Source organism: Kitasatospora sp. NPDC088779 (assembly GCF_040685395.1).
Taxonomy (GTDB): domain Bacteria; phylum Actinomycetota; class Actinomycetes; order Streptomycetales; family Streptomycetaceae; genus Kitasatospora.
In genome coordinates this window covers 233,519-259,347 of sequence record NZ_JBFBHW010000003.1, presented here as the reverse complement: position 1 = coordinate 259,347, position 25,829 = coordinate 233,519, and the positions used below count along the sequence as shown (strand labels likewise).

General features: G+C 75.6%; 12 protein-coding genes and 1 pseudogene. 7 read left to right on the top strand and 6 right to left on the bottom strand.

Annotation, left to right across the window (positions count from 1 at the left end):
* The first annotated feature begins 107 nt into the window (after positions 1-107).
* Positions 108-1,067, top strand: coding sequence for a chlorophyllase (locus AB0P03_RS04095; RefSeq protein ID WP_363627764.1), 960 nt, complete (start codon positions 108-110; stop codon positions 1,065-1,067).
* An 85-nt stretch (positions 1,068-1,152) separates the two neighbouring features.
* On the opposite strand, the gene AB0P03_RS04090 is transcribed toward AB0P03_RS04095, so the two are convergent.
* The 5 genes and pseudogenes from AB0P03_RS04090 to AB0P03_RS04070 all read right to left on the bottom strand — a co-directional run bounded on the left by AB0P03_RS04090 (position 1,153) and on the right by AB0P03_RS04070 (position 5,046).
* Positions 1,153-1,863, bottom strand: coding sequence for a hypothetical protein (locus AB0P03_RS04090; RefSeq protein WP_363627763.1), 711 nt, complete (start codon positions 1,861-1,863; stop codon positions 1,153-1,155).
* A gap of 200 nt (positions 1,864-2,063) precedes the next feature.
* On the bottom strand, positions 2,064-2,264 hold the full coding sequence (locus AB0P03_RS04085) for an MbtH family protein (protein ID WP_363585493.1): 201 nt from the start codon (positions 2,262-2,264) through the stop codon (positions 2,064-2,066).
* A 49-nt stretch (positions 2,265-2,313) separates the two neighbouring features.
* A pseudogene (gene ddaH / locus AB0P03_RS04080) lies at positions 2,314-3,183 on the bottom strand (dimethylargininase); the annotation flags it as partial.
* 43 nt (positions 3,184-3,226) lie between these two features.
* Complete coding sequence (locus tag AB0P03_RS04075) at positions 3,227-4,051, bottom strand: ABC transporter permease (protein WP_350878844.1); 825 nt, start codon at positions 4,049-4,051, stop codon at positions 3,227-3,229.
* Between the two features lie 83 nt (positions 4,052-4,134).
* Entirely contained in the window at positions 4,135-5,046 is a 912-nt protein-coding gene (locus AB0P03_RS04070; RefSeq protein ID WP_363375621.1) for an ABC transporter ATP-binding protein, read from the bottom strand.
* 458 nt (positions 5,047-5,504) lie between these two features.
* On the opposite strand from AB0P03_RS04070, the gene AB0P03_RS04065 reads away from it, so the two are divergent.
* Together AB0P03_RS04065 and AB0P03_RS04060 are read left to right on the top strand one after the other, a co-directional pair.
* On the top strand, positions 5,505-5,981 hold the full coding sequence (locus AB0P03_RS04065; RefSeq protein WP_363624225.1) for a GNAT family N-acetyltransferase: 477 nt from the start codon (positions 5,505-5,507) through the stop codon (positions 5,979-5,981).
* A 426-nt stretch (positions 5,982-6,407) separates the two neighbouring features.
* Positions 6,408-13,700, top strand: a complete 7,293-nt coding sequence (locus AB0P03_RS04060) for an amino acid adenylation domain-containing protein (protein WP_363627762.1) — start codon at positions 6,408-6,410, stop codon at positions 13,698-13,700.
* Between the two features lie 74 nt (positions 13,701-13,774).
* On the opposite strand, the gene AB0P03_RS04055 is transcribed toward AB0P03_RS04060, so the two are convergent.
* Positions 13,775-14,608: an alpha/beta fold hydrolase gene (locus AB0P03_RS04055; protein WP_363585489.1), complete on the bottom strand. Its 834-nt coding sequence runs from the start codon at positions 14,606-14,608 to the stop codon at positions 13,775-13,777.
* Between the two features lie 324 nt (positions 14,609-14,932).
* Here AB0P03_RS04055 and asnB point away from each other — a divergent pair, with 324 nt between their 5' ends.
* The 4 genes from asnB to AB0P03_RS04035 are packed head-to-tail and all read left to right on the top strand — an operon-like array spanning position 14,933 to position 25,828.
* On the top strand, positions 14,933-16,816 hold the full coding sequence (asnB, locus tag AB0P03_RS04050) for an asparagine synthase (glutamine-hydrolyzing) (protein ID WP_363627761.1): 1,884 nt from the start codon (positions 14,933-14,935) through the stop codon (positions 16,814-16,816).
* Positions 16,813-17,556, top strand: a complete 744-nt coding sequence (locus AB0P03_RS04045) for an aspartate/glutamate racemase family protein (protein ID WP_363627760.1) — start codon at positions 16,813-16,815, stop codon at positions 17,554-17,556. The genes asnB and AB0P03_RS04045 overlap by 4 nt, the downstream gene beginning before the upstream one ends.
* Positions 17,553-19,340, top strand: coding sequence for a non-ribosomal peptide synthetase (locus AB0P03_RS04040; protein ID WP_363627759.1), 1,788 nt, complete (start codon positions 17,553-17,555; stop codon positions 19,338-19,340). Before AB0P03_RS04045 ends, AB0P03_RS04040 begins: the two co-directional genes overlap by 4 nt.
* A complete protein-coding gene (locus tag AB0P03_RS04035; RefSeq protein ID WP_363627758.1) occupies positions 19,337-25,828 on the top strand; it encodes an amino acid adenylation domain-containing protein in 6,492 nt (2,163 codons plus the stop codon). The genes AB0P03_RS04040 and AB0P03_RS04035 overlap by 4 nt, the downstream gene beginning before the upstream one ends.
* The last annotated feature ends 1 nt before the right edge of the window (position 25,829 follow it).

Here is a 25,829-nt window from a genome sequence, read left to right as displayed (position 1 = left end):
CAAGGTTCCGGTTTCAGCATAGCCGAAACCGGACGCTCCCGACCGCCTCGCCCGCCGCCGGCCGCTCAGGCCCGGCCGGGAGAGGCCCCTGAAGGGACATGCGCACCATGAGCGAATCGACGCACCCGGCCGACACCTTCGGCCCGCCCGTTCCCGTCCTCTCCGTCAGTCCGGTCGTCCTGCCGGTGCCCGGCCGGGCCGTGGACCTGGAGGTGCGGGTCTCCGCGCCGCTGACCGGGAGCGACCTGCCGGTCGTCCTCCTCTCCCACGGCCAGGGCCACTCGAACAACCTCTCCTCGCTGAACGGCTACGCCCCCCTCGTCAACTTCTGGGCCGCGCACGGCTTCGCCGTGATCCAGCCCACCCATCTCAGCTCGACGACGCTGGACCTCGCCCCCGACACCCCCGGGGCACCCATGTACTGGCGGTCCCGGGCCGAGGACATGACGCACATCCTCGACCGGCTCGACGCGATCGAGGCCGCCGTCCCCCAACTCCTCGGACGCCTGGACCACGGCAGGGTCGCCGTCGCCGGGCACTCGATGGGCGGGCACACCGCGAGCCTGCTGCTCGGCGCCCGGCTCACCGACCCCGACGACGGGACGACGGTGGACCTGGCCGAACCCCGGATCACGGCGGGCGTCCTCCTGGCCGCACCCGGCAGGGGAGGTGACGCCCTCACCCCGCTGGTGGCCGAGAACTACCCCTTCCTCTCGACCCCGGACTTCTCCCGGATGACGATGCCCGCGCTCGTGGTGGCCGGGGACAAGGACGCCTCCGCCCACCTGACGGTCCGGGGGCCGGACTGGCACACCGATCCGTACACCCTCTCCCCCGGCCCCAAGTCGCTGCTCACCCTGTTCGACGCGGAGCACGGGCTCGGCGGCATCTCCGGATACGACGTCGCCGAGACCACGGACGAGAACCCCGCACGGGTCGCGCTGCTCCAACGGCTCACCTGGGCCTACCTGCGCACCGCGCTCCACCCCGGCGACCCCGCCTGGCAGACCGCATGCGACGCGCTGGCGGCCGACGCCGACCCGCTCGGCCGGGTCGACTCCAAGTAGCACCGGCCGAGCGCGTGCGTCATTCGACGCCGTCCCCTCGGTGAGTGCCAGGGCGCGGGTGGTCGACGGCCGCCGACCACCCGCGCTACTCCACCGGCGAAACGTGCAGCGCGGGAAGCGTTGGGGCCGTGGCCGGTCGTCCCGTCAACTCGCGGTAATGGCGCACCCGGAACACCCCGGACAGGCTCGCCGTCACCGTCACGGCGACCGCCAGCCAAAGGGCAGCGCCCGCCATGGCGAGCACCCCGAAGACCCGGTCGACCGCCGTGAGGCCCAGGCCGAAGACCGCCACCGACGGAAGGAAGGACAACAAGACGGGCAGAGCGATCCAGGTCGAACTGCGCGCGGTGTCCCCGCCGCGGGCCCGGAACGCCTGCCGGGAAGTCCGCATCGCCTCACGGACCCCGATGCCGTCGATCACCATCGCCGGCAGTACCAGGTAGGAGGCCATCGCCCACGAGAGCCCGACCAGCAGCAGCGACCCGAAGAAGATCACCACCACCCCGACCAGTGCCCACACCACGATCGCCGGCAGCCGCCGCAGCGCCCGCCCGTAGCCGGCCCCGATCCCGACCGGCCGCCCCTGCATCGCGTCATCCGCCGCGGCGACCAGCACCGCGTTGAAGAACGTGGCGCAGACCGCCCCGACGAGGATCGCGACCACCACCAAGGCCACGTTCCCCAGGACGGCCCCCGACCACAGCCCCGTCACCCCCAGGGCGAGCGCCCCGACCAACCCGGCGAGCACCACGCCGGCGATCCCGGGCAGGAGCAGCAGCGCCTTGTGCTCCCACATCACCCGCGCCGATTCCCTGACCGGCCTCTCCGTGTACAACGTCCCACCCCAAAGGTTCTCAACCGGGCGCGGCCGGCCACTCCCGGGGCTCCTCCGGCAGCTCCAAGCACGCTTCCTGATCGGCCGATTCGTCGAACTCGTCGCGCAGCGGCCTCAGCAGGAACTCTGCCATCCCGTGGGGCAGCGGGGCGGGGCGGCGGTCAGTCGTGGGTCAGGGTTCGGGGGCGGATGTCGGGCCAGGTCTGCTCGATGTGGTCGAGGCAGGCCTGCCGACGCGCCGCGCCGAACACCGTCTTCCAGCCCTCGGGCACGGCGGCGAAGGCGGGCCAGAGTGAGTGCTGGCCCTCTCCGTTGACCAGGACCAGGTAGTCGGCGTCGGGGTCGTCGAAGGGATTCGTCACCACGTCGTCCTCTCGTGCTTGGTGAAAACCGGTGAGCTTGCCGGTGCGGTCAGCGGCCGCGCAGTTCCAGGGTGCAGCACTTGACGCTGCCGCCCGCCTTGAGGAGTTCGGTGAGGTCCACGCCGATCGGCTCGAAGCCGCGTCGGCGCAGTTCGCCGATCAGGTGGGTGGCCGACTCGGGGAGCAGGACGTGGCGGCCGTCGGAGAGCGCGTTGAGGCCGAAGACGGCGGCGTCCTCGGCGGTCGCCTGGATGGCGTCCGGGAACAGTTCGCGCAGTACCGCCCGGCTGCCGGGGGTGAAGGCCTCCGGGTAGTACATGATCTCGTCGTCGGAGAGGACGGCGAGCGCCGTGTCCAGGTGGTAGAACTCCGGGTCGACCAGGGTCAGGCTGGTCACGGGGACGCCGAAGAACTCCTGGGCCTCGGCGTGCGACCTCGGGTCGGTGCGGAAGCCCGTGCCGGCCAGCAGCCGACGGCCGGCCAGCAGGTAGTCGCCCTCGCCCTCGTTGATGTGCTCGGGCCACAGCAGTTCGGACCAGCCCTGCTCGCGGAACCAGGACAGGTAGGCCGGGCCCTCGGACGTGCGCTCGGCGTGGCGGAAGCGCGCGCCCAGGACCTTCCCGTCGACCACGGTCGCGCCGTTGGCCGCGAAGACCATGTCGGGCAGTCCGGGCAGCGGGTCGATCTCCTCGACGGTGTGGCCGAGTTCGCGGTAGAGGTCGCGCAGCCTGGTCCACTGGGCGAGCGCGAGCGCGCCGTCGACCGGCTTCTCCGGGTGCATCCAGGGGTTGATGGAGTAGCTGACGCCGAAGTGGCTGGGCCGGCACATCAGGAAACGGCGCTGGCTTGCGACGCGGGCTGTCATCGGGGTGGTTCTCCTCGGTCTGCGTGCTGCGTGCTGTGTGCTGCGTGCTACGTGGTGTTCGTGTTGCTCCGGGGGTCCGGGAAAGTCCGGGAGCCGTTCAGTCGATGAGCCGGCGGCGCATCCCGCGGACGGCCAGGAACCAGGCGAGGACGGCGAATGCGGCCAGGACGGCCCCGTGCAGGGCGTCGCCCGCCCCGAGCGTCCCGAAGGCGGCGTGGCGCACCAACTGCGTGCAGTGGTAGATCGGGTTGACGGCCGCCACCCCCTGGACCCAGTCGGGCAGCCCGTCCAGCGGGAAGAACACGCCCGCGGCCATCACCAGCGGTGTGAGCACGCCGGACACCACGAGCCGCAGCCAGTCGATCGCCGGCACCAGGCAGGACACCCACATGCCGAGCAGGGCGAAGGCGAAGCCGGAGACCAGCGCCACCAGCGGCACCAGCAGCAGCTCCGGCCCCGGCGGCAGGCCGATGGCGAGGCAGACCAGCAGCGGCGCGGTGCCGTAGACGGAGGACTTGACGGCGATCCAGGACGCCTCGGCCGTGACCAGTTCCCAGACGTCGACGGGCTGGCACAGGACGGCGTCGTAGATCTTCTGGTACTTGCGGCGGTTGAAGCTCTCGAACATCCCGGCGAAGGCCGAGGCGAAGAGCACCGAGGTGACCACCATGCCGACGCCGACGAACTGCGGGTACGGGTGCCCCTGGACCGAGTCGATCAGCCGGCTGAAGCCGATGCCGAACCCGGTCATGTAGACCAGCGGCTCGATCAGCGAGCCGAAGGTGATGGCGGGCCAGTAGCGGCGGAAGAGCAGCAGTTCGCGCAGCCACACCGCCCGCATGGTCGGCCACAGGGCGGGCGGGAGGCCTGGGGCGGGACCGGTCTGGGCCTCGGTGCGGGGCATGGGCGTCGCCGTGGTCATCGGGTGTCCTCTCTGTGGGGGCGAGCAGGCGGGCGGGCAGGCGGCCGGTGGGCCAGGGGGGCGAGGGAGCGGCCGGCCCGGGCTCAGCCGAACAGCTCTCCGGTCAGCGCGACGAACACGTCCTCCAGGGAGGTCGGGCGCAGCACGTCCGGCGGTCCGAGACGCTCGCGCAGCTGCGCGGAGATCGTCTCGGCGCGCAGGACGGAGACCGCCGGCCCGGTCCGCCGGCTGGGCAGTCCGGCCCGGGCGGCCTCGGCCTCGACGAGTTCGCGCCGGGCCGCGTCGCCCCGGTACTCGGCGGCCTGCGCGCCCGCGTGCGCGCGCAGCAGTTCGGCGGGGGTGCCCCGGGCGATCACCCGGCCGCCGGTCACCACGGCCACCTCGTCGGCGAGCCGTTCCGCCTCTTCGATGTAGTGGGTCGACATGACCACCGTGGTGCCGCTCTCGCGCATCCCGTCGATGACGTCCCACAGGTCCTGCCGGATCTGCGGGTCCAGGCCCACGGTGGGCTCGTCCATGAGCAGCAGCCGCGGGTTGTTGACGATGCCCCGGGCCAGTAGGACCCGTCGGCGCATGCCGCCGGAGAGCGCGTCGGCGCGGGTGTTCGCGCGGTCGGTCAGCCGGACGGCGGCCAGCGCCTGGTCGACCGCCTCACGGTAGCGCTCGCGCGGCAGGGCCGTGAACCGGACGAAGACGTCGAGATTCTGGCGCACCGTCAGTTCGGGGTCGATGTTGTCGTGCTGCGGGACGACGCCGACCAGGGAGCGGGCGCGGCGGGAGTCCTCCGGCATCCGGTGCCCGAACACCTCCACGGTGCCCGCGTCCGCGCGGGTCTGCCCGGTGAGCATCCGCATGGTGGTGGACTTGCCCGCGCCGTTGGGCCCGAGCAGGCCCAGGAACATGCCGGGCGGCACTTCCAGGTCCAGGCCGCCCACCGCGGTGGTGGCACCGAACGTCTTGACCGCGCCGCTGATTCGGACGGCAGGAGTGTCCACGCGGGCGCTCCTTTCGGGGAGTCGGGGAAGGCAGGAGAAGCGCAGGGGATGTGCAGGGGATGTGCGGGGGAAGACGAGGGGAAGGCGGAGGAAGTCGGGCGAAGCCAGGGGAAGTTCGGCGTCGGGGAAGGTACAAGGGAAGTCGGGGAATGTCACCGCCCGGTGCGCCGAAATCCTCGCTCCCCGGGGGCCGGGCCCGCGCGATCATCTAACCGCAGAATCGACTTGTCAGGAACCTGCTTTCGGGGGTTCCCCTGTCCATGACCAGGTGTTAGGTTGCTCGAAGATCAATGCCGCCGGGACGCACTATGTCGGCCCATCCGGGGGGAAATTCGGCTCCATCGCCCGTAGTTCGCGACCGTAGCGTCGGTGTGCGACGGGTGCCGATCACGTATTCCTCCTTCGGTCGTCACCCGCGGCACCACCGCCCCTTCACACACCTGACCGAGGAGATGTGGATGCAGTCCGACGGACCGCTCACCGCGAACGTCCGCCTGCGGGCCGCGGTAGCCGAGGACGCCGGTGTCGTCACCGAGGTCTTCCTGGCCTCCCGCACCGCGACCATGCCGTACCTGCCCCGTCTGCACAGTGACGAGGCCACCCTGAGCTGGATCACCCACGTCGTGCTCCCGGACACCCGGGTGTGGCTGGCCGAGGACGCCGGGACCGGGGCCGTACTGGGCTTCGCCTCGCTCGACGGCAACCTGCTCGACCACCTCTACCTGCGCCCCGAGGTGCGCCGCCGCGGCATCGGGACCGTGCTGCTGGAGGCCGTCAAGTCGGCCAGCCCGCAGGAGCTCTCGCTGCACGTCTTCCAGAAGAACACCGAGGCGCGCGCCTTCTACGAGCGGCACGGCTTCGTCGTGGTGGACACCAACGACGGCAGCCGCAACGAGGAGAACGAGCCGGACATGACCTACCGCTGGACCGCGTGACTCCCGCCCGCACAGCGCGGTAGCCGGTAGCCCCCCCCGCCGAGGGACGTCGGCGGGCCCCCGCGGCCCCGGAGCCCACAAGGACCCCCGGAGGCCACCACGGCCGGGGGCCCGCGACGGCCCCGGGACCCCCGGCGGCCCGCACACCACCACGGTCTGTGAATCACCGCGGTCCGCAGATCACCACGGCCCGCTCATCACCACGGCCCGCTCATCACAACGGCGGGGCTCGCCACGGCCTGAACTCACCACGGCCGCGGCCCCCGACGGCCCCGGGGCCCACGACGCCCCGCGACTCACCGTGGCCGCAACTCACCACGGCTCACCACGGCCGGGGCCCACAACGGCCAAGAGCCACCGGAAACCACCGTCCGGCCCGCCCGACCCACCCGGCCGGCGGGGCGGTTCCACCTGGAGGGATGCCCCGTGCTGGGCGAACACAGCCTGCCCGCGGAGACACCGCTGTCGTACGCACAGTTGGCGCTCTGGTTCAACGACCGCCTCCAAGGCGGCGACGCCTCGTACAACGTCCCGGTGGCGCTGCGGCTGACCGGCCCGGTCGACCACGAGGCGCTGCGGTGCGCCCTCGCCGACGTGGTGGAGCGGCACGCGGCCCTGCGTACCGTCTTCCCCGAGCGCGACGGCGTGCCGCGCCAGCACGTGCTGGCGATGGCCGAGCTGCCGCCGGTCCTCACCGTGGTGCCCGTCACCGAGGAGGAACTGCCCGCCCTGATCGAGGCCGGGGCCGGGCACGTCTTCGACCTGGAGGCCGAAGCCCCGCTGCGGGTGCACCTGTTCGTGCTCGGCCCGCAGCAGCACGTGGTGCTCATGGTGCTGCACCACATCGCCGGCGACGGCTGGTCGCTGGCCCCGCTGGCCCGCGACCTGAGCACCGCCTACCTGGCCCGCAGCCAGGGCCGGGCGCCCGTCTGGTCCCCGCTGCCCGGCACGTACGCCGAGTACGCCGTGCGCCAGCACGCGAACCTCGGTGACCTGGACGACCCGCAGGGCCAGGGCGGGCGGCAACTCGCCTACTGGCGCCAGGCGTTGGCGGGCCTGCCGGACTTCCTGGAGCTGCCCACCGACCACCCCCGCCCCGCCGCGATGTCGCACCGGGGCGAGTACTTCCCGTGGGACCTCCCGGCCGAGCTGCACCGCGAGCTGCTGGCGCTGTCCCGCTCCTGCCGGGTCAGCATGTTCATGGTGCTCCAGGCGGCGCTGGCGACGGTGCTGACCCGGTCGGGGGCCGGTACGGACATCCCGATCGCCAGCCCGATCGCGGGCCGCACCGACGAGCGCTACGACGACGTGGTCGGCTACTTCGTCAACCCGCTGGTCCTGCGCCTGGACACCTCCGGTGACCCGACCTTCCGCGAGCTGCTCAAGCGGGTGCGCCGCACCGACCTCCAGGGCTTCGCCCACCAGGAGTTCCCGTTCGAGCGGCTGATCACCGCGCTCAACCCGCACCGCTCGCTGGGCTGGCACCCGCTGTTCCAGGTGATGCTGGCCTTCCAGAACACCCCCGAGGCCTCCCTCGCGCTGCCCGGCATCGAGACCGAGATCGCCGAGGCGGGCCCGGGCGGAGCGAAGTTCGACCTGTCCTTCAACATGCGCGAGGTGCACGACGCCGACGGCGCCCCGGCCGGGCTCGGCTGCTTCGTCGAGTACAGCACCGACCTGTTCACCCGCGCGGGCGCCGAGGCCCTGACCGCCCGGCTCGGCCGGCTGCTCGCCGCGGCCGCCGCCGACCCGGACCAGCGGATCGGCGAGTACGACCTGCTCGGCGCCGAGGAGCGGCTCGACCTGTTCGAACGCGCCCACGGGCCCGCCCTGCCCTTCCCCGCGGTGCCGCACGACGACGCCTTCGCGGTGCCGCACGACGGTGCCGCCACGATGACGCACGACGGCGCCCTCACCGCGACCCAGCACGGCGCCCCCGCGGTGACGTTCCACGGCGCCTTCGAGGAGCGCGCCGCCCTGGAGGGCGAGGTCACGGCCCTCGTCGCCGAGGACGGCCGGTTCACCTTCGCCGAGGTCAACGAGCGCGCCAACCGGCTCGCCCGGGAGCTCGTGCGGCGCGGGGCCGGCCCCGAGCGCTACGTCGTCCTGGCGCTGCCGCGCACCACCGACCTGCTGATCGCGCTGCTCGCCGTCCTCAAGTCGGGCGCCGCCTACATACCGGTCAGCCCCGCCATGCCGCGCGAGCGGCTGGCCGGCATCCTCGCCGACGCCGCCCCGGTCTGCGTGCTCGCCACGGCCGCCGACGCCGGCCGGCTGCCGGACGGCGCGCCCGTCCTGGTGCTGGACGAGCCCGGGGCGCGGGCCGCCGTCGCCGCCCACCCCGGCGGGAACCTGACGGACGCCGACCGCACCGGCCCCACCGGCCCGGACGACCCGGCCTACGTCATCCACACCTCCGGCTCGACCGGCGTGCCCAAGGGCGTGGTGATCCCGCACGGCGGCCTCAGCAGCCTGATGCACCACCACCGCACCCGCATGGTCCGCCCGTCCGGCGGCCCGCAGGGCCGGCGGCTCCAGCTCGGCCTGGTCGCCTCGATCACCTTCGACACCGCCTGGGAGCCGCTGTTCTGGCTGCTGGAGGGCCACCCGCTGCACCTGCTGAGCGACGAGGTCCGGCTCGACCCGCAGGCCCTGGTCGGCTACGTCCGCCGGGAGCGCCTCGACTTCCTGGACCTCACCCCGACGTACGTCCCGGCGCTCGCCGCCGCCGGCCTCTTCGCCGAGGGCCACCACCGCCCGGCCGTGCTGATGCTGGGCGGCGAGGCCGTCGGGCCGGCGCTGTGGACCGAACTCTCCGCCCTGCCGGACGTCGCGGTGTTCAACTACTACGGCCCGACCGAGTGCACCGTCGACGCGCTCGCCTGCTCCCTGGCGGACAGCCGCACCCCCGTCATCGGCCGCCCGCTCGACAACACCCGGGCGTACCTGCTGGACGACCTGCTGCGCCCCGTCCCGCTCGGCGTGCCCGGCGAGCTCTACCTGTCCGGGCCGCACCTGGCCCGCGGCTACCTGCGCCGCCCCGCCCTGACCGCCGAGCGCTTCGTCGCCGACCCGTACGGCCCGCCCGGCGCCCGGATGTACCGCACCGGCGACCTCGCCCGGATGCGCCGCGACGGCCAGGTGGAGTACCTCGGCCGGGCCGACGGGCAGATCAAGATCCGCGGCTTCCGGATCGAGCCCGGCGAGATCGAGGCGGTGCTGCTGCGCCACCCCGCGATCGTGCAGGCCGCCGTCCTGGCCCGGGGCGCCGGCGCCGAGGAGCGCCACCTCGCCGCCTACCTGGTGACCGAGGACGGGAACGCCCCCGACCTCGCCGAGGTGCGCGAGCTGCTGGCCGGGCAGCTGCCCGACTACATGATCCCGGCGGCCTACGCCGTCCTGGCCCGTCTCCCGCTCAACTCCAGCGGGAAGCTGGACGGTTCCGCTCTTCCCGAGCCCGAGCTGCGGGCCGCCACCGGCCGCTCCCGGGCCCCCCGGGACGCCCGCGAGGCCGCGCTGTGCGCGCTGCTCGCCGAGGTCCTCGGCGTGGCCGAGGTCGGCCCCGACGACGACTTCTTCGCGCTCGGCGGCCACTCCCTGCTCGCCACCCGGCTGGTCAGCCGGGTGCGCACCGCCCTGGGGGCCGAACTGCCCATCCGGGCGGTCTTCGAGAGCCCGACGGCCGCCGGGCTCGCCCGCGCGGTGGACGCCGGGCGATGTCGCCCGGCGCTGACCACCGCCGCACGCCCCGAGCGGATCCCGCTCTCGCACGCCCAGCGCCGGCTCTGGTTCCTCCAGCAGCTGGACCCGCACAGCGACGCGTACCACATCCCGCTGGCCCTGCGCCTGACCGGCGCCCTGGACCGGGACGCCCTCGCCGCCGCGCTGCACGACTGCGCCGCGCGCCACGAGGCCCTGCGCACCGTCTTCCCGCTCCCCCGCGGCGAGGACGCGGCTCCCCACCAGCAGATCCTCGCCCCGGAGCAACTCCCACCGCTGCTACGGCACTCCGGCACCGCCACGGTGACCGAGGAGGGCCTGGCCGAGGCCCTGCGCACCGCCGCCGCCCAGCCCTTCGACCTCGCGTCGGAGCCGCCGCTGCGCGCCCACCTCTTCGCCCTCGCCCCCGAGCGGCACGTCCTGCTGCTGACGGTCCACCACATCGCCTGCGACGGCTGGTCGATGGGCCCGCTCGCCCGCGACCTGGGCGCCGCCTACCAGGCCCGGACGGCCGGCCGGGCCCCCGAGTGGACCGCCCTGCCCGTCCAGTACGCCGACTACACCCAGTGGCAGCTCACCCTGCTCGGGGACGACGAGGACCCGGGCAGCACCGCCGCCCGGCAGTGGCAGTACTGGAGCGGGGCGCTGGCCGGCCTGCCCGAGGAGATCGCGCTGCCGGTGGACCGGCGGCGCACCGCCGAGACCGGCCAGGAGGCCGGCCGGGTGCCGCTGCGGCTGAGCGGCGCGGACCACCGCGCCCTGGCGGAGCTCGCCCGGGCCGACGGCGCCAGCCTCTTCATGGCCGTCCAGGCCGGTCTGGCGGCGCTGCTCACCCGCCTCGGCGCGGGCACCGACCTGCCGATCGGCACCCCGATCGCCGGGCGCACCGACGAGGCCCTGGACGACCTGGTCGGCTTCTTCGTCAACACGCTGGTGCTGCGCACCGACACCGACGGGGACCCGGGCTTCCGGGAGCTGCTGCGCCGCGTCAAGGACGCCGACCTCGCCGCCTACGCCCACCAGGACCTGCCGTTCGAGCGGATCGTCGAGCTGGTCAACCCGGAGCGCTCCCCCGGCCGCCACCCGCTCTTCCAGGTCGCCCTGGTGATGGAGCAGGCGGGCGCCGCCGTGGAGATCCCCGGCCTCGACAGCGAGTTGCTCACCGCCGGCCCGGCGCCGGCCAAGTTCGACCTCACCGTCACCCTGGGCACGCCCGCCGGCCCGGACGACGAGCTGACCGGCGCCGTCGAGTACCGCGCCGACCTGTTCGACCGGGCCACGGTCGAGGCGATCGCCGGCTACCTGACGCGGCTGCTCGGCGCGGCCGCGGCCGACCCCGAGCGGCCGATCTCCCGGCTCGAACTGTCCGCCGAGGGCGAGCGGCCTCGGCTGCTGGAGCGCTCCGCCGGCGAGCGGCGGGAGCTGGCGCCGACCACGCTGGCCGCCCTGGTGTCGGCAGGGCTCGCCGCGCCGTCCGACACCCCCGCCCTGGTGTTCGAGGGCCGGGAACTCGGCCCGGCCGAGCTGGACCGCCGGATCGACGCGCTGGCCCGCCGGCTCGCCGCGGTCGGCGTCCGCCCGGGCAGCCGGGTCGCGGTGGCCGTGCCCCGCTCGGTGGAGCTCGTGGTGGCGCTGTGCGCCGTCCACCGCGCCGGCGGCGCCTACCTCCCGCTGGACCCGGACTACCCGGCCGACCGGCTCGCGTACATGCTGGCGGACGCCCGCCCGGCCGCGGTGATCGCCGCCCCGGAGCAGGCCGCCGCGCTGCGCCCCGCCGAGGGCGTGCCGTGCCTGTCACCGGAGGACCTGCCGGCGCCCGAGGGCGTCACGCCGACCGCCCCCGGCCCCGGGGACCCGGCCTACGTGATCTACACCTCGGGCTCGACCGGGCGGCCGAAGGGCGTGCTCGTCCCGCACCACGCCATCGCCAACCGGCTGCGCTGGGGCCAGGAGGAGTACCGGCTCGGCGCCCGGGACGGCGTCCTGCAGAAGACCTCGGCCAGCTTCGACATCTCGCTGTGGGAGTTCTTCTGGCCGCTGATCACCGGCGCCACCCTGGTGCTGGCGAAGCCCGACGGGCACCGCGACCCGGCCTACCTGGCGGAGCTGATCCAGCGCGAGGGCGTGAGCGTCGCCCAGTTCGTGCCGTCCATGCTGGACGTCTTCCTCCAGCACCCGCGGGCCGCCGAGTGCACCGGGCTGCGCCTGGTCGTGGCCAGCGGCGAGGCGCTGCCCGCGGCCACCGTGCGCCGGTTCCGGCAGGTGCTCCCGGGCGTCCGGCTGGACAACCTCTACGGGCCCACCGAGGCCACCGTGGAGGTGACGGCCTGGGAGTGCGGCCCGGCGGACGAGCAGGCGCACCCGGTGCCGATCGGGCGGCCGGTCTGGAACTCCGGCGGCTACGTCCTGGACACCGCCCTCAACCCCGTCCCGCCGGGCGTGCCGGGCGAGTTCTACCTGACCGGCGAGCAGCTCGCGTACGGCTACCTCGGCCGCTCGGCGCTCACCGCCGAGCGCTTCGTCGCGGACCCGCACGGCGCGCCGGGCACCCGGATGTACCGCACGGGCGACCTGGCCCGCCACCGCCCCGACGGCGTGGTGGAGTACCTGGGCCGGGTGGACAGCCAGGTGAAGCTGCGCGGCCACCGGATCGAGCTCGGCGAGATCGAGACCCGGCTCGGCGAGCACCCGGCGGTCACGGCCTGCGCCGTCGCCGTGCGCGAGGACCGGGCCGGCGCCGTACGGCTGGTCGCGTACGTGGTGCCGGACGGCGCCGCGCAGCCGCCCACGGCCGCCGCGCTGCGCGCCCACCTGCGCGGCCACCTGCCCGACCACATGGTGCCCACCGCCTACGTGCTGCTCGGCGCGCTCCCGGTGACGGCCAACGGCAAGCTGGACCGCCGGGCGCTGCCCGAGCCGCAGACCCACGTCGAGAGCCGGGCCCGGGAGCCGCGCACGCCGGCCGAACGCACGCTGGTCGCGGTCTTCGCCGAGCTGCTGGGCGTGCCCGCGGTCGGCCCGGAGGACGACTTCTTCCTGCTCGGCGGCCACTCGCTGCTGCTGATCCGGCTGGTCGAGCGCATCCACGCGGAGTTCGGCGTCGACCTGCCCGTGAAGACGCTGTTCGAGGCGCCGACCCCGGCCGCGCTGGCGCAGCGGCTGACCGGGCAGCGGCCCGGGCGCGCCGACGCCCCCTTCGAACCGCTGCTGGCGCTGCGGGCCGCGGGCGGCCGGGCACCGCTGTTCTGCGTCCATCCGGTGACGGGCGACGGCCTCGGCTTCATCGGCCTGCTGCGCGGGCTCGACCCGGACCAGCCGGTCTACGCCTTCCAGGGCATCGGCCCGGTCGGCGGCGGGGAGCGGCCGGCCGACGTGGACGGCCTGGCGCGGGAGTACCTGGCGCGGATGCGCGCCGTCCAGCCGCACGGCCCCTACCGGGTGCTCGGCTGGTCCTTCGGCGGGCTGGTCGCGCACCAGATCGGCGTGCTGCTGCGCGAGCAGGGCGAGCAGGTCGACCTGGTCGCGCTGCTGGACAGCCATCCGGCGCCGCCGGACGCCGGGGAGGTCACCGACACCGCCGTGCTGGCCGAGCTGCTGACGGCGACGGGCGCGCCCGCCGCCGAGGTGGCGGCCGTCCTGGCGCAGCAGTGGCGGCCCAAGCCCTCGGAGCTCCTCGACCGGCTGGCCGTGGCGCTGCGCGAGGCCGCGCCTCGCGACGAGGACGAGCTGGCGGTGTTCCTCGACTCCTGCCGCTACCACGCCGGGCTGATGGCGGCGTGGACCCCGGGGGTGCTCGACGCGCCGCTGACCACCTTCACCGCGACCGGCGACCACCGGCCGCAGCAGACGGTGGCCGTCTGGTCGGCCCACGCCACCGGGCCGGTGGCCGACCACCCGCTCGCCGCCCGGCACCTGGACCTCGCCGACGCCGGGCCGATCGACGAGATCGCCCGGGTCGTCGCCGCCGTCCTGCGACGGGCCGACGAGGGCCGGCGATGACGGTCCGTCCGGAGCGTTCCGGACGGACCGCCACCCGCCGCCCGGCCCCGTCGTACGGAACCGGGCGGCCGGGGTCAGGCGCCCGGCGCCCGGCCCTCCTGGGGGCCGTCCGCGGTGTCCAGGCACGCCCGGGCCTGCGCCGCGAGCTCCGCGAGCACCTCGGCCCGCTGCTGGTGCAGGAAGAAGTGGTCGCCCGGCAGGATGCGGTGGCGGAAGCCGGCCGCCGTGGTGGACCGCCAGCCGGTGATCCACTCCGGTCCGGCCATCAGGTCGTCGGCGCCGCCGAGCGCCAGCACCGGGCAGGGCAGCACGGTCGGCCGGATCCGGTCGTTGTACTCGCCCAGCAGGGTGACGTCGGCCCGGAGCACCGGCAGGATCATCTGCATCAGGTCGGCGAACTCCAGCACCTCGGCCGGGGTCCCGCCGAGGCCGACGATGCGCTCCAGGAGTTCGTCGTCGGTGAGTCCGTGCAGCCGGGTGACGTCCGGCGTGCCGGGGGCCCGGCCGCCGGAGACCACGAGGGACAGCGGCAGCGGCAGCGCCTCGGCGGCGAGCCGGCGGGTCGTCTCGTAGGCGATCCGGGCGCCCATGCTGTGGCCGAAGAGGATGAACGGTTCGTCCGCCGGGCGGCTCGCCAGCAGGGCGAGCAGGCCGTCGACGACCTCGTCCATGACGGCCGACGGCGGCTCGGCGAGGCGGGTGCCCCGGCCCGCCAGTTCCACCGGAACGATCGTCAGGCCCGGCTGCTCGCCGGACCGGGCCCACGGCAGGTAGGCGCTCGCGGAGCCGCCGGCGTGCGGCAGGCAGTAGACGCGCACGGGCCCGGACCGCCCGTTCGGCGCGGCGTCCCGGTGCCACGGCGTCCATCGGGCCACCTCGTCGTGCTGTACGGCGGACGAACCGGTCATCGCTGCTCCTTTTTCTTCCCCAGTCAATTACGCGAAGCCTGAACAGGCCTCCCGCACGACTTTATGCGGTAATTCACGGGTTGGTCCAGCCCGTATTCCGGCATGCCCCGAGAAGGTCTAACCGGGCGATGCCGCAGCTCAGTTGTGCCCTGAAATAGTTGGTTGGCGCATAAGGATCTTGAGTCTTTCCCGGAACACCGAGCTCTGTTACGGTGCTCCTCGTCCGGGTTTCTTTCGGATATTTCCAGAGTATTTCGATCGGCGAGTTCCGACGACGAGTTCCGACGACGAGTTCCGAACGCACGACGGGAGAGGGCGGACAGAATGTGCGGAATAACCGGCGTATTCGTCCTGGGCGGCGGTCGCCCGGCCGATGCCGCCGTGGTCCGGGAGATGACGGCGTGCCTGGTGCACCGCGGCCCCGACGACGACGGCCACTACGCCACGGACGGCCTGTGCCTGGGCTTTCGCCGGCTGGCCCTGAACGACCTCGCCGGCGGCAACCAGCCGCACCGCACCGAGGACGGCACCCTGGTCTCGGTCTGCAACGGCGAGATCTACAACCACCGCGAGCTGCGCACCGCGCTGAGCCGCCGCGGCCACCGGTTCCGCACCGAGAACGACACCGAGGTGCTGCTCCACCTGTACCGCGAGTACGGCGAGGACCTGACGGCCCACCTGGACGGCCAGTTCGGCTTCGCGCTGCACGACGGGACCGCACAGCGGCTGCTGCTCGCCCGCGACCGGGCCGGCATCGTCCCGCTCTTCTACACCGTCGCCGACGGCCAGCTGATCTTCGCCTCCGAGATCAAGGCGATCCTGCGCCACCCGGCCGTCAGCGCCCGGGTCGACCTGCGCGGCCTCGACCAGGTGCTGACGCTGCCCGGACTGGTCAGCCCGCGCACCATGTTCGAGGGCATCAGCGCCCTGCGCCCCGGCGAGCGGCTGATCGCCGACCGCTCCGGCGTGCGCACCGAACGGTACTGGGACCTCGACTTCCCGCTCGCCGCCGACCTCGACCCGGTGGCCCCCGAGGCCCTGGACCGGGAGCTGGAGCGGTACGCCCACCGCACCGCCGAACTGCTCGACGGGGCCGTGCGCAGCCGGCTGCTCGCGGACGTGCCGATCGGCATGTACCTCAGCGGCGGCCTCGACTCCAGCCTGATCGGCGCCCTGATGGCCCGGGCCCGGCCCGGCCACGCCTGGCCCAGCTTCTCCGTCACCTTCCCCGGCCGCGACTTCGACGAGGGCCCGCACCAGCGGCTGGTCGCCGCCAAGCTGGGCACCGAGCACCACGAAGTCCCGGTCGGCGAGCACGAGGTGGCCGAGCGGATCACCGCGATGGTGCGCCACGCCGAGGCACCCGTGCGCGAGTCGTACAACGTCTGCTCGCTGGCGCTGTCCGAGGCCGTCCGCGCCGCCGGGACGGTCGGCGCGCTCAGCGGCGAGGGCGCCGACGAGCTGTTCGGCGGCTACCCCGGCTACCGCTTCGACGCCACCGGGCTCGGCGGCAGCCGGCTCACCGGCCTGGACGCCCGGCTGGAGCGCGAGATCCGCGAACGGATGTGGGGCGTCGACCTCGGCTACGAGCAGGACCAGCTGCCCGCCCAGGAGTTCCGCCGCGAGCTGTACGCCGAGGACCTGGCTTACGGGCTGGACGAGTTCTCCGTCACCAACCAGCGCCTGGTCGACCCCGGGCGGCTGGCCGGGCGCCACCCGCTGCACCAGCGCTCCTACCTCGACTACCACCTGCGGCTCGCCGACCACCTGCTCGGCGACCACGGCGACCGGATGGCCCTGGCCAACGGCGTCGAGCTGCGCTTCCCCTTCCTGGCGAACGCGGTGGTCGACCACGCCACCACGCTGCCACCGGAGTTGATGCTCGCCCACGGCCGGGAGAAGGCCGTGCTGCGCCGGGCGGCCGAGGGGCTGGTGCCCGGCGAGGTGCTCAGCCGGCAGAAGTACGGCTTCCGCGGCCAGACCAGCAGCCACCTGCTGAGCACCGGCGCCGACTGGTTCGAGGAGCTGGTCTCCCCCGCGACCGTCCGCCGCCAGGGCTACTTCGACCCGGACACCATCGCCGCCCTGACGCAACGTCAGCGCGGCGACGGCCAGCAGGTGCACGCCCACCTGGACACCGACTACCTGATGCTCGTCGCGACCTTCGCCCTCTTCGTCGAGGAGTTCGATCTGCCGTGCCTGGGATGACCGCCACAGCCGCCGGGCCGATCGCCGGCCCCGGCACCCGCCCGCGCCACCCGCTGGTCGGGGTGGTCGGCGGCATGGGCCCGCTGGCCTCCGTCGAACTGCTGCGCACCGTCTACCGGGCCTGCCGGCTCCACCCCGAGCAGGACACCCCCCGGGTGCTGCTCTGGTCCGACCCGGCCGTGGTGGACCGCACCGAGGCCATCGGCAGCGGCGAACTCGACGAGCTGCGCCGCGCCGTGGAGTCCTCGCTGCGCGGCCTGCTGGCCGCCGGCGCGGAACGCGTGGTGATCGCCTGCATCACCGCCCACCACGTGCTCGGCGACCTGCCGGCCGACCTCGCGGCGCGCTGCGTCTCGCTGGTCGACGTGGTGCACGAGGAACTGGCCGCGGCCGGCGAACCGCACCTGCTGCTCTGCTCCTCCGGCACCGCCCGGGCCGGCATCCTCACCTCGGGCGCCGCCGGGGCCCGGGCCGCCCGGCAGCTGGTGGCGCTGCGCCCGCCGGACCAGGAGGCGCTGCACCGGGAGATCCACCGCCTCAAGCGCGGCGAGGACCCGGCCCGCACCATCGACTTCCTGCGCGAGACCCTGCCCCGCTACGGCGTGCGGGCCTTCGTCGCCGCCTGCACCGAGCTGCACCTGGTCACCAGGGCGATCGAGGACGCCGGTCTGAGCGAGGCCCTGCCCTCCCTCGACCCGCTGACGGTCGTGGCCCACCGGATCATGAACGGAGAGTTGTGAGCCACACGAGCATCCTCGACCGCTGGGCCGACCAGGTCGAGCGCCGAGCCGCCGCCCCCGCCCTCGCCACCGCCGAGCGGGTCTGGAGCCACCAGGACCTGGCCGGGCTGGCCGCCGGCCTGCGCGACCGCCTCGCCACCGGCACCGGCCCGGTCCTGGTTGCCTGCGCGGACCCCGTCCCGGTGGTCGCGGCGATCCTCGCCTGCGCCGCCACCGGCCGCCCGTTCGCCCCGGTGGACACCCGCCAGCCCGCCGCCCGCTGGACGGCCCTGCTGGAGGACCTCCGGCCGGGCACCGTGCTCGCCGACGCCGCCGGCCGCTCCGCGCTGGCCGCCGCCGGGCCGGGCCTGACCGTCGCCGGGCAGCACCTGGCCGTCGCCGGACAGGGCGAACTGCCGCTGCTCGCCGCCGAGTCGATCACCCCGCTGCCCTGGGCGGCCGACGACTGGACCGGCATCAGCGGCCCCGACGCCGGCTACGTCTACTTCACCTCGGGCACCACCGGCCGCCCCAAGGGCATCCGGGGCAGCTTCGAGGCGGTCGCGCACTTCCTGGACTGGGAGATCGCCGAGTTCGGCATCGCCCCGGGCACCCGGATCTCCATGCTCACCTCCCCCGGCTTCGACGCCTTCCTGCGCGACGCCCTCGTCCCGCTGTGCGCCGGCGGCACCGCCGTGCTCCCGGCGCCCGGCGCCATCCCCGTCGGCGCGGCCCTGGCCCGCTGGCTGACCGAGCAGCAGGTCGACCTGCTGCACTGCGTGCCCACCGTGTTCCGCACCCTGCGCGCCGCCGGGCTGGCCGCCGACTCCCTGCCGCGGCTGCGCAGCGTGCTGATGGCCGGGGAGCCGGTCCGCCCCGCCGACATCGCCTGGTGGCGGGCCCTGTTCGGGGACGGCAAGGAACTGGTCAACCTCTACGGGCCGTCCGAGACCACCATGACCAAGGTCTTCCGCCGGCTCACCGCCGAGGACGCCGAGGCCGAGACCGTCCCGGCCGGCCGGCCGATGCCCGGGGTCGAGATCGCGGTGCTGTTCGGCGGACGCCCGGTGGTGGACGCGATCGGCGAGATCGAGATCCGCACCCCGTTCCCGCTGCGCGGCTACCTGGGCGACGCGGCCGGCGGCTTCGCCGCACCGGACCGGTACCGCACCGGCGACCTCGGCCGCCTCGGCGCCGACGGCACCCTGGAGGTCCTGGGCCGCCGCGACCAGCAGGTCAAGGTGAACGGCGCCCGGGTCGAACTCGGCGAGATCGAGGACCTGCTGCGCCGCCACCCCGCGGTGGCGGACGTCTGCGCCGCCCTGGTCGAGGAGGCCGACGGCGAACCGGTGCTCTGCGCCTACCTGGTCGCCGACGGCGCCACCGACGAGGAACTGCGCGCGCACGCCGCCGAGGGCCTGCCCGCCCCCGCCCGCCCCGCCCTGTACCTGCGGCTCGCCGCGATCCCGCGCACCCTCAGCGGCAAGGCCGACCGGCGGGCGCTGCCCAGCCCGGCCGCCGCCCTGGCCGGGCGCACCGGCGAACAGCCGCTGGACGGCCTGGAGGCCGGCATCGCCGAGCTGTGGCGCGAGCTGCTGCACGTGCCCGCCGTCGGCCGGCACGACGACTTCGCCCTGCTCGGCGGGGACTCGCTGGGCATCGCCCGCCTGCTGGACGGGCTGCGCACCCGCTTCGGCGTCGAGGTGCCGCTGCGGGTGTACGTCGGCGACCCGACCGTCGCCGGGCTGGCCGCGGCCGTCGCCGCCGGCCGCGCGGACGCCTCGCCGGAGGGCGGCCGCCGATGAGCCGCGACACCTCCCTGCCGCTGCGCGGCGACCGCGCCCGCGCGCCGCTGTCCTACGCCCAGCGGTCCATCTGGCGGGCCGAGCAGGTGCTGCCCGGCACCGCCCTGCACAACGAGAGCGCCGCCTTCCACGTCAGCGGCCCGCTGGACGTGGCCGCCCTGGAACGGGCGCTGGCCGCCGTCGCCCGGCGGCACGAGGTGGTGCGCTGCGCCGTCACCGCCGACGGGGCGGGCGAGCCGTGGCAGCTGTTCGCCGACCGGGTCCGCCCCGCCGTCGAGACCGTCGACCTGACCGGCGTCCCCGAGGGCGAGCGCGCGGACCGGCTCGCCGAGCTCACCGCCCGCGCCGTGGCCGTGCCCTTCGACCTGGCCCGGCCCCCGCTGATGCGCACCCAGCTGTTCCTGCTGGGCGGGGACCGCTCGCTGCTGCTGTTCACCGCCCACCACATCGTGGTCGACGCCTGGGGCTTCGGCGTCTTCCTGGAGTCGCTGGCCGCCTGCTACGCCGCCGAACTCGGCGGCGAGGCCCCGGACCCGGACCCGGCCCAGGAACCGGCCGCCGGACCCGACTTCGGCGACTTCGCCGCCTGGCAGCGCGGCGACGACAGCGACACCAGCCACGCCGGCGGAATCGACCACTGGCAGACCCGGCTGGGCGGCGAACTGCCCACCGCCGACCTGCCGTCCGACGTCGGCCCCGGCGGCGACCCGGCGGCCGGCGCGCTGCACCACTTCACCGTCCCCGCCGACCTGGCCGCCCGGCTCAGCGCCTTCGGCCGGGGCGAACTGGCCAGCCTGTCCACCGTGCTGCTCACCGCCTTCTGCGCCACCGCCGCCCGCTGGACGGGCCAGGACGACCTGGTGGTCGGCATGCCGGTGGCGACCCGCGGCCGCACCGCGCTGGCCGGCGTGGTCGGACCGCTGCTCAACCTCGTCGCCCACCGCAGCGACCTCGGCGGCGAGCCGAGCTTCCGGCAGGCCCTGGCCCGCACCCGCCGGCACCTGAAGGCCGACCTGCGCCACCGCGACACCCCCTTCGACCTGGTCCTGGAGCGGCTGGGCCGGGCCGCGGGCGGGCGCACGCCGCTGTTCCAGCTGATGTACTCCTTCCACAGCGGCCCCACCACCACCCTGGAGCTGCCCGGCGTCACCACCGCCCCGGCGCCCTCGCACAGCGGCACGGCCAAGTACGACCTGACCTTCTTCCTGCGCCCGCGCCCCTCCGGCGCGCTGGACGCGACGCTGGAGTACCGCACGGCGCTGCTCGCCCCCGCGACGGCGGCCGACTTCGCGGACTCGCTGCTGTGCCTGCTGGAGGCCGCCGCGGCCGACCCGGACCGGCCGCTGGCCGAGCTTCCGGTGCTCTCCGAAGGCCGGCGCCGGCGCGTCCTGGTGGACTTCAACCGGGCGCCCGACGCCGAGCGCGCCTGGGCCACCGTGCCCGAGGCGCTGCGCGAACTCGCCCGGCAGGACGGCGCCGCACCGGCCGTCGAGTCACCCGGCCGCGCGTTCAACCGGGCCGCGGCCGACGCGGCCGCCGACCTGGTCGCCCGCCGGCTGGTGGCCCGGCACGGCGTGGCGCCGGGCGACCGGGTGGCCCTGCGCGTCGAGCGCGGCGCGCAGCTGGTGCCGCTGATCGTCGGCATCTGGCGGGCCGGGGCCGTGCTGGTCCCGCTGGACGAGGCCATGCCCGCCGCGCGGGCCGAGCACGTGCTCGCCGACAGCGGCGCCCGCCTGCTGATCGGCGACCCCGCCGAGGGGCTGCCCGCCGCCGACCCGGCCGCGCTGCTCGACGAGGGCCCGGACGCCGGGACCGGGCAGCCGCTGCCCGGCGCCGGCCCCGAGGACCTCGCGTACCTGATGTACACCTCGGGCTCCACCGGGCTGCCCAAGGGCGTGGCGGTGCCGCACGGCTGCGTCGCCAACCTGCTGCACAGCGTGGTCCGCGCCGAGCCGGGCCTGCGGGCCGACGACACCCTGCTCGCCGTCACCTCGATCACCTTCGACATCTCCGTCCTGGAGCTGTTCGCCCCGCTGCTGGCCGGCGGCCGGGTCGTGGTCGCCCCGCGCGAGAGCGTCCGCGACGCCGAGGCGCTGGGCGCGCTGCTGGAGCGCAGCGGCGCCACCGTCATGCAGGCCACCCCCTCGCTCTGGCGCGGGCTGCTGGACGGCGGCTGGGCGGGCCGGCCCGGACTGCGGGCGCTGTGCGGCGGCGAGGCGCTGGACGCCGACCTCGCGGATCGGCTGCTGGCTCGCTGCGCCGGGCTGTGGAACCTGTACGGGCCGACCGAGACGACCATCTGGTCCACCGTCGGGCGGGTGCTGCCCGGCGAGGGCGTCACGGTGGGGCGCCCGGTGGCCGGCACCGTCTGCTACGTCCTGGACCGGCGGCTGCGGCCGGTGCCGCGCGGGGCCGTCGGCGAGCTGGTGATCGGCGGGGCCGGCGTCAGCGCCGGGTACCGCAACCGCCCGGAGCTGACCGCCGCCGCCTTCGTGGCCGACCCGGTCGACCCGGCCGGCGGCACCGTCTACCGTACCGGCGACCTGGCCCGCCACCTGCCGGACGGCCGGATCGTCGTGCTCGGCCGGGCCGACCAGCAGGTGAAGATCCTCGGCCACCGCATCGAGGTCGGCGAGGTGGAGTCCCTGCTCGCCGCCCACCCCGAGGTCCGCCAGGCGGCGGTGGTCGTGGACCGGGGGCAGCCCGCCGGGCCCCGGCTGGTCGCCTTCGTCACCGCCCGCACCGGGGACGACGGGCTGCCCGACCGCCTGCGCCGCCACCTGCGCGAGCGGCTGCCCGCCGCCGCCGTCCCCGGGGTGATCGCCCCGCTGCCCGCGCTGCCGCTCAACACCAGCGGCAAGGTGGACCGGCCGGCGCTGCTGCTGCGCGCCGGGGAGCTCACCGCCGCCCGGCGCAGCGCACCGGTCACCGAGGCCGAGCGGGCCGCCGTCGCGCTCTGGGCGGAGGTCCTGGGCCTGCCGCCCGAGCGGGTCGGCACCACCGACGACTTCTTCGCCGCCGGCGGCAACTCCATCGCCGCGACCCGGCTGCTCGGCCGGGTCCGGGCCCGCTTCGGCGCCGCGCCCTCGCTCGCCGAGTTCTACACCGACCCCACCCCCGCCGCCCTGGCGCGGGTGCGGCCCGCCGCCCCGGCGCCCGCCGTCCGGACGGCCGGGCCGGCCCCGGACGCCGTCCCGATGACCGACCAGCAGCGCCAGTTGTGGCTGCTGCACCGCCTGGCCCCCGACTCGCCCGCCTACCACCTGCCGGCCGCGCTCGACCTGACCGGCCCGGTGGACGAGGCGGCTCTGACCGGGGCACTCGGCGACCTGACCGCCCGGCACCCGGTGCTGGCCGCCCGCTGCGAGCTGCGCGAGGACGGCCCGGTGCTGGTCCTCGCGCCGCCCGCCGCACCGGCCCTGGCCGTCCTGGACGCGGCGCCCGAGGAGGTGCCCGAGCTGGCCCGGGCGGAGGCGGTGCGCCCCTTCGACCTGGCCGGTGAGCCGCCGCTGCGGCTCACCCTGGTGCGCACCGGCCCCGAGCGCTCGGTGCTGCTGTGCACCGCGCACCACCTCGCGGTCGACGGCTGGTCGATCGGCGTGGCCGTGCGCGAGCTGGCCGCGCTGTACGCCGCCCGCCTCGGGCTGGCCGAGCCGCCGCCCGCGCTCGACCTGAACTTCGCCGGCTACGCGGCCGACTGCGCCGACGAGGCGGGCCTGAGGCTGCGCCAGGAACACCTGGAGTACTGGCTGAAGCGGCTCGACGGGCACCCCGGCGTGCTCGACCTGCCCGCCGACGCACCGACCCGGGCGCGGCCGACGGGAGCCGGCGAGACCCTGCCGGTGGCGCTCGCCCCGGAGCTGACGGCCGCGCTGCGCGAGGGCGCCGCCCGGCTGCGCACCACGCCCTTCACCCTGCTGCTCGCCGTGTACGCGGCGCTGCTGGGCCGCTACGCGGGCAGCGACGACGTGCTGGTGGGCGTGCCCGTCGCCAACCGCGACCGGCCCGAACTGGAGTCGCTGGTCGGCTCGTTGGCCAACACCCTGCCGGTGCGCGTGGACCTGGCCGGGGCGCCGTCCTTCGCCGAGCTCGCCGCCCGCACCGGGCGGGCGCTGGCGGGCGACCTCGGCCGTCCGCTGGTCGCCTTCGACCGGCTGGTGGCCGGCCTCGGCCTGCCCCGCGACCCGGGCCGCCCGACCCTGGTCCAGGCCTCGCTGGTGTTCCAGGACGCGCCGCCGGCCGACGTCCGGCTGGGCGCGGCCGCCGGCGTGCTGCGCCAGGTCCCCACCGGGGCGGCCAAGTACGACCTGACCCTGGCCCTGGACGAGCGCGCCGACCGGATCGCCGGCGCCCTGGAGTACGCCACGGACCGCTTCGGCCCGCAGTTCGCGGACCGCTTCGCCCGGCACTTCCACGTCCTGCTGCGGGCCGCCCTGGCCTCGCCGCAGGCCCCCCTCGACGCCGTCGAGCTCACCGACCCCGCTCTGCCCGCCCCGCGCCCGGCCCGCCCCGCGGGCGAGGCGCGCGCCGGGCACGCCGTCTCGGTGTCCGAGCTGTTCCGGGCCCGGGCCACCGCCCGCCCGGACGCCCCCGCGATCCGGGCCGAGGGCGTGACGGTCGGCTACCGGCAGCTCGACGTCTGGAGCGACCGGATCGCGTCCCGGCTGCTGGAGCGCGGCGCCGCCCCCGGCCGGTTCGTCTCGGTGCTGCTGCCCGCCGGCCCGGTGCAGAGCGCCGCGATCCTCGGCGTCGCCAAGACCGGGGCCGCCTTCGCGGTGCTCGACCCGGCCGACCCGGACGCCCGCCTGACCGCGCTGCTGGCCGACGCCGAACCGGTGTGCCTGCTGGCCGCCGGGAGCACGCTCGCCCTGCACCCCGAACTGCGGGAAGGCGTCGGGCACTTCGCCGGTATCCCGGTCGAGGCCGTCGACCCGCGGGTGCCGGCCGCCGACGAGCCCGCGGGCCCCGCCCCGGCCGCCTCACCCGCCGGCCCCGGCGACCCGCTCTGCCTGGTCTACACCTCCGGCTCCACCGGCACGCCCAAGGGCATCGCCCTGCCGCACGCGGCGCTCGCCCAGTTCGCCCACTGGCAGCGCGAGCACTTCGGCATCCGGTCGGACAGCCGGATCGCCCAGTGGGCCCCGTTCACCTACGACGCCGCGTACACCGAGGTGTTCGCCGCGCTCTGCTCGGGCGCGGTGCTCTGCCTGCCGCCGCAGGGGCTGCGCCGCGACCCGCTCGCGGTGGCCGGGTGGCTGCGGGCCGAGCGGATCACCCAGATCCAGACCGTCCCGGCCTTCTTCCAACTGGTCACCGAGGCGCTGGACGCCACCGGATCGCACCTGCCGGACCTCGCCCACGTGCTGATGGCCGGCGAGGTGCTCCCGGTGGCCCTGGCCGCCGCCTGGGCGCACCGTCCCGACCGGCCGCGGCTGCACAACCTCTACGGGCCCACCGAGTGCGTGCTGGCGACGCACCGCGAGCTGGCGCCGGGCGAGGAGTTCCCGGCCGGGGTACCGATCGGCAGCCCGATCCCGGGCCGCGAGGCGGTGGTCCTGGACCGCCGGGGCCGGCTCTGCCCGGTCGGCGTGGTCGGCGAGATCCACCTGCGCAGCGACTTCCTGGCCGGCTCGTACCACCGCAGGCCCGAGGAGAGCGCCCGGGCGTACGTCGCCGACCCCTGGCAGGCCGGGGGCCGGCTGTACCGCACCGGGGACCTGGGCCGCCGCCTCCCGGACGGCGAGCTGGCGTTCGTCGGCCGGATCGGCAGCCAGCTGAAGATCCGCGGCAACCGGATCGAGCTGGAGGAGATCGAGGCGCTGCTGGAGCTGCACCCCGGGGTCCGCGAAGCGGCCGCCGCCGCGCACGGCCAGGGCGGGGCCCGCCGACTGGTCGGCTACGCGGTCGCGGCGCCCGGGGTCACCGGCGCCGAGCTGCGGGCGCACCTGGCCGAGCGGCTCCCGGCGGCGGTCGTGCCGGACACCGTGCTGCTGCTGGACGCGCTGCCCAGGACGCGCACCAACAAGCGGGACCGGGCCCGGCTGCCGCTGCCCGGGGCCGCCGCCCGGCCCGCCGACGCCGCCCCGCTGGCCGGGGTCGAGCAGCTCGTCGCCGACGCCTGGCGCCAGTTGCTGGGCGGCGGCCCGGTCGGCCGGCACACCAACTTCTTCGAGGCCGGCGGCGACTCGCTGCTGGCCGCCCGGCTCCAGCTGGAGCTGGCCCGCCGCCTGGAGCGGCCGGTCCGGCTGGTGGACGTCTTCGGGCGGCCCACCATCGCCGAGTTCGCGGCCGGCCTCACCGAGGGCGCCGCCCCGGACGGCCGAGCCGCCGCCGAGACCGCCGAGCCGCGCGGCGAACGCCGCCAGAGCGCCGTCCGGGCCCGCGCCAGGGCCCGCCGCGAGGCCCGGGACCGGGCCGAGGGCCCGGCCGCCGACCAGCACACACCGGCCGGGCCGACGACCCGGACCGCACCGACAGGGAGGGACTGAC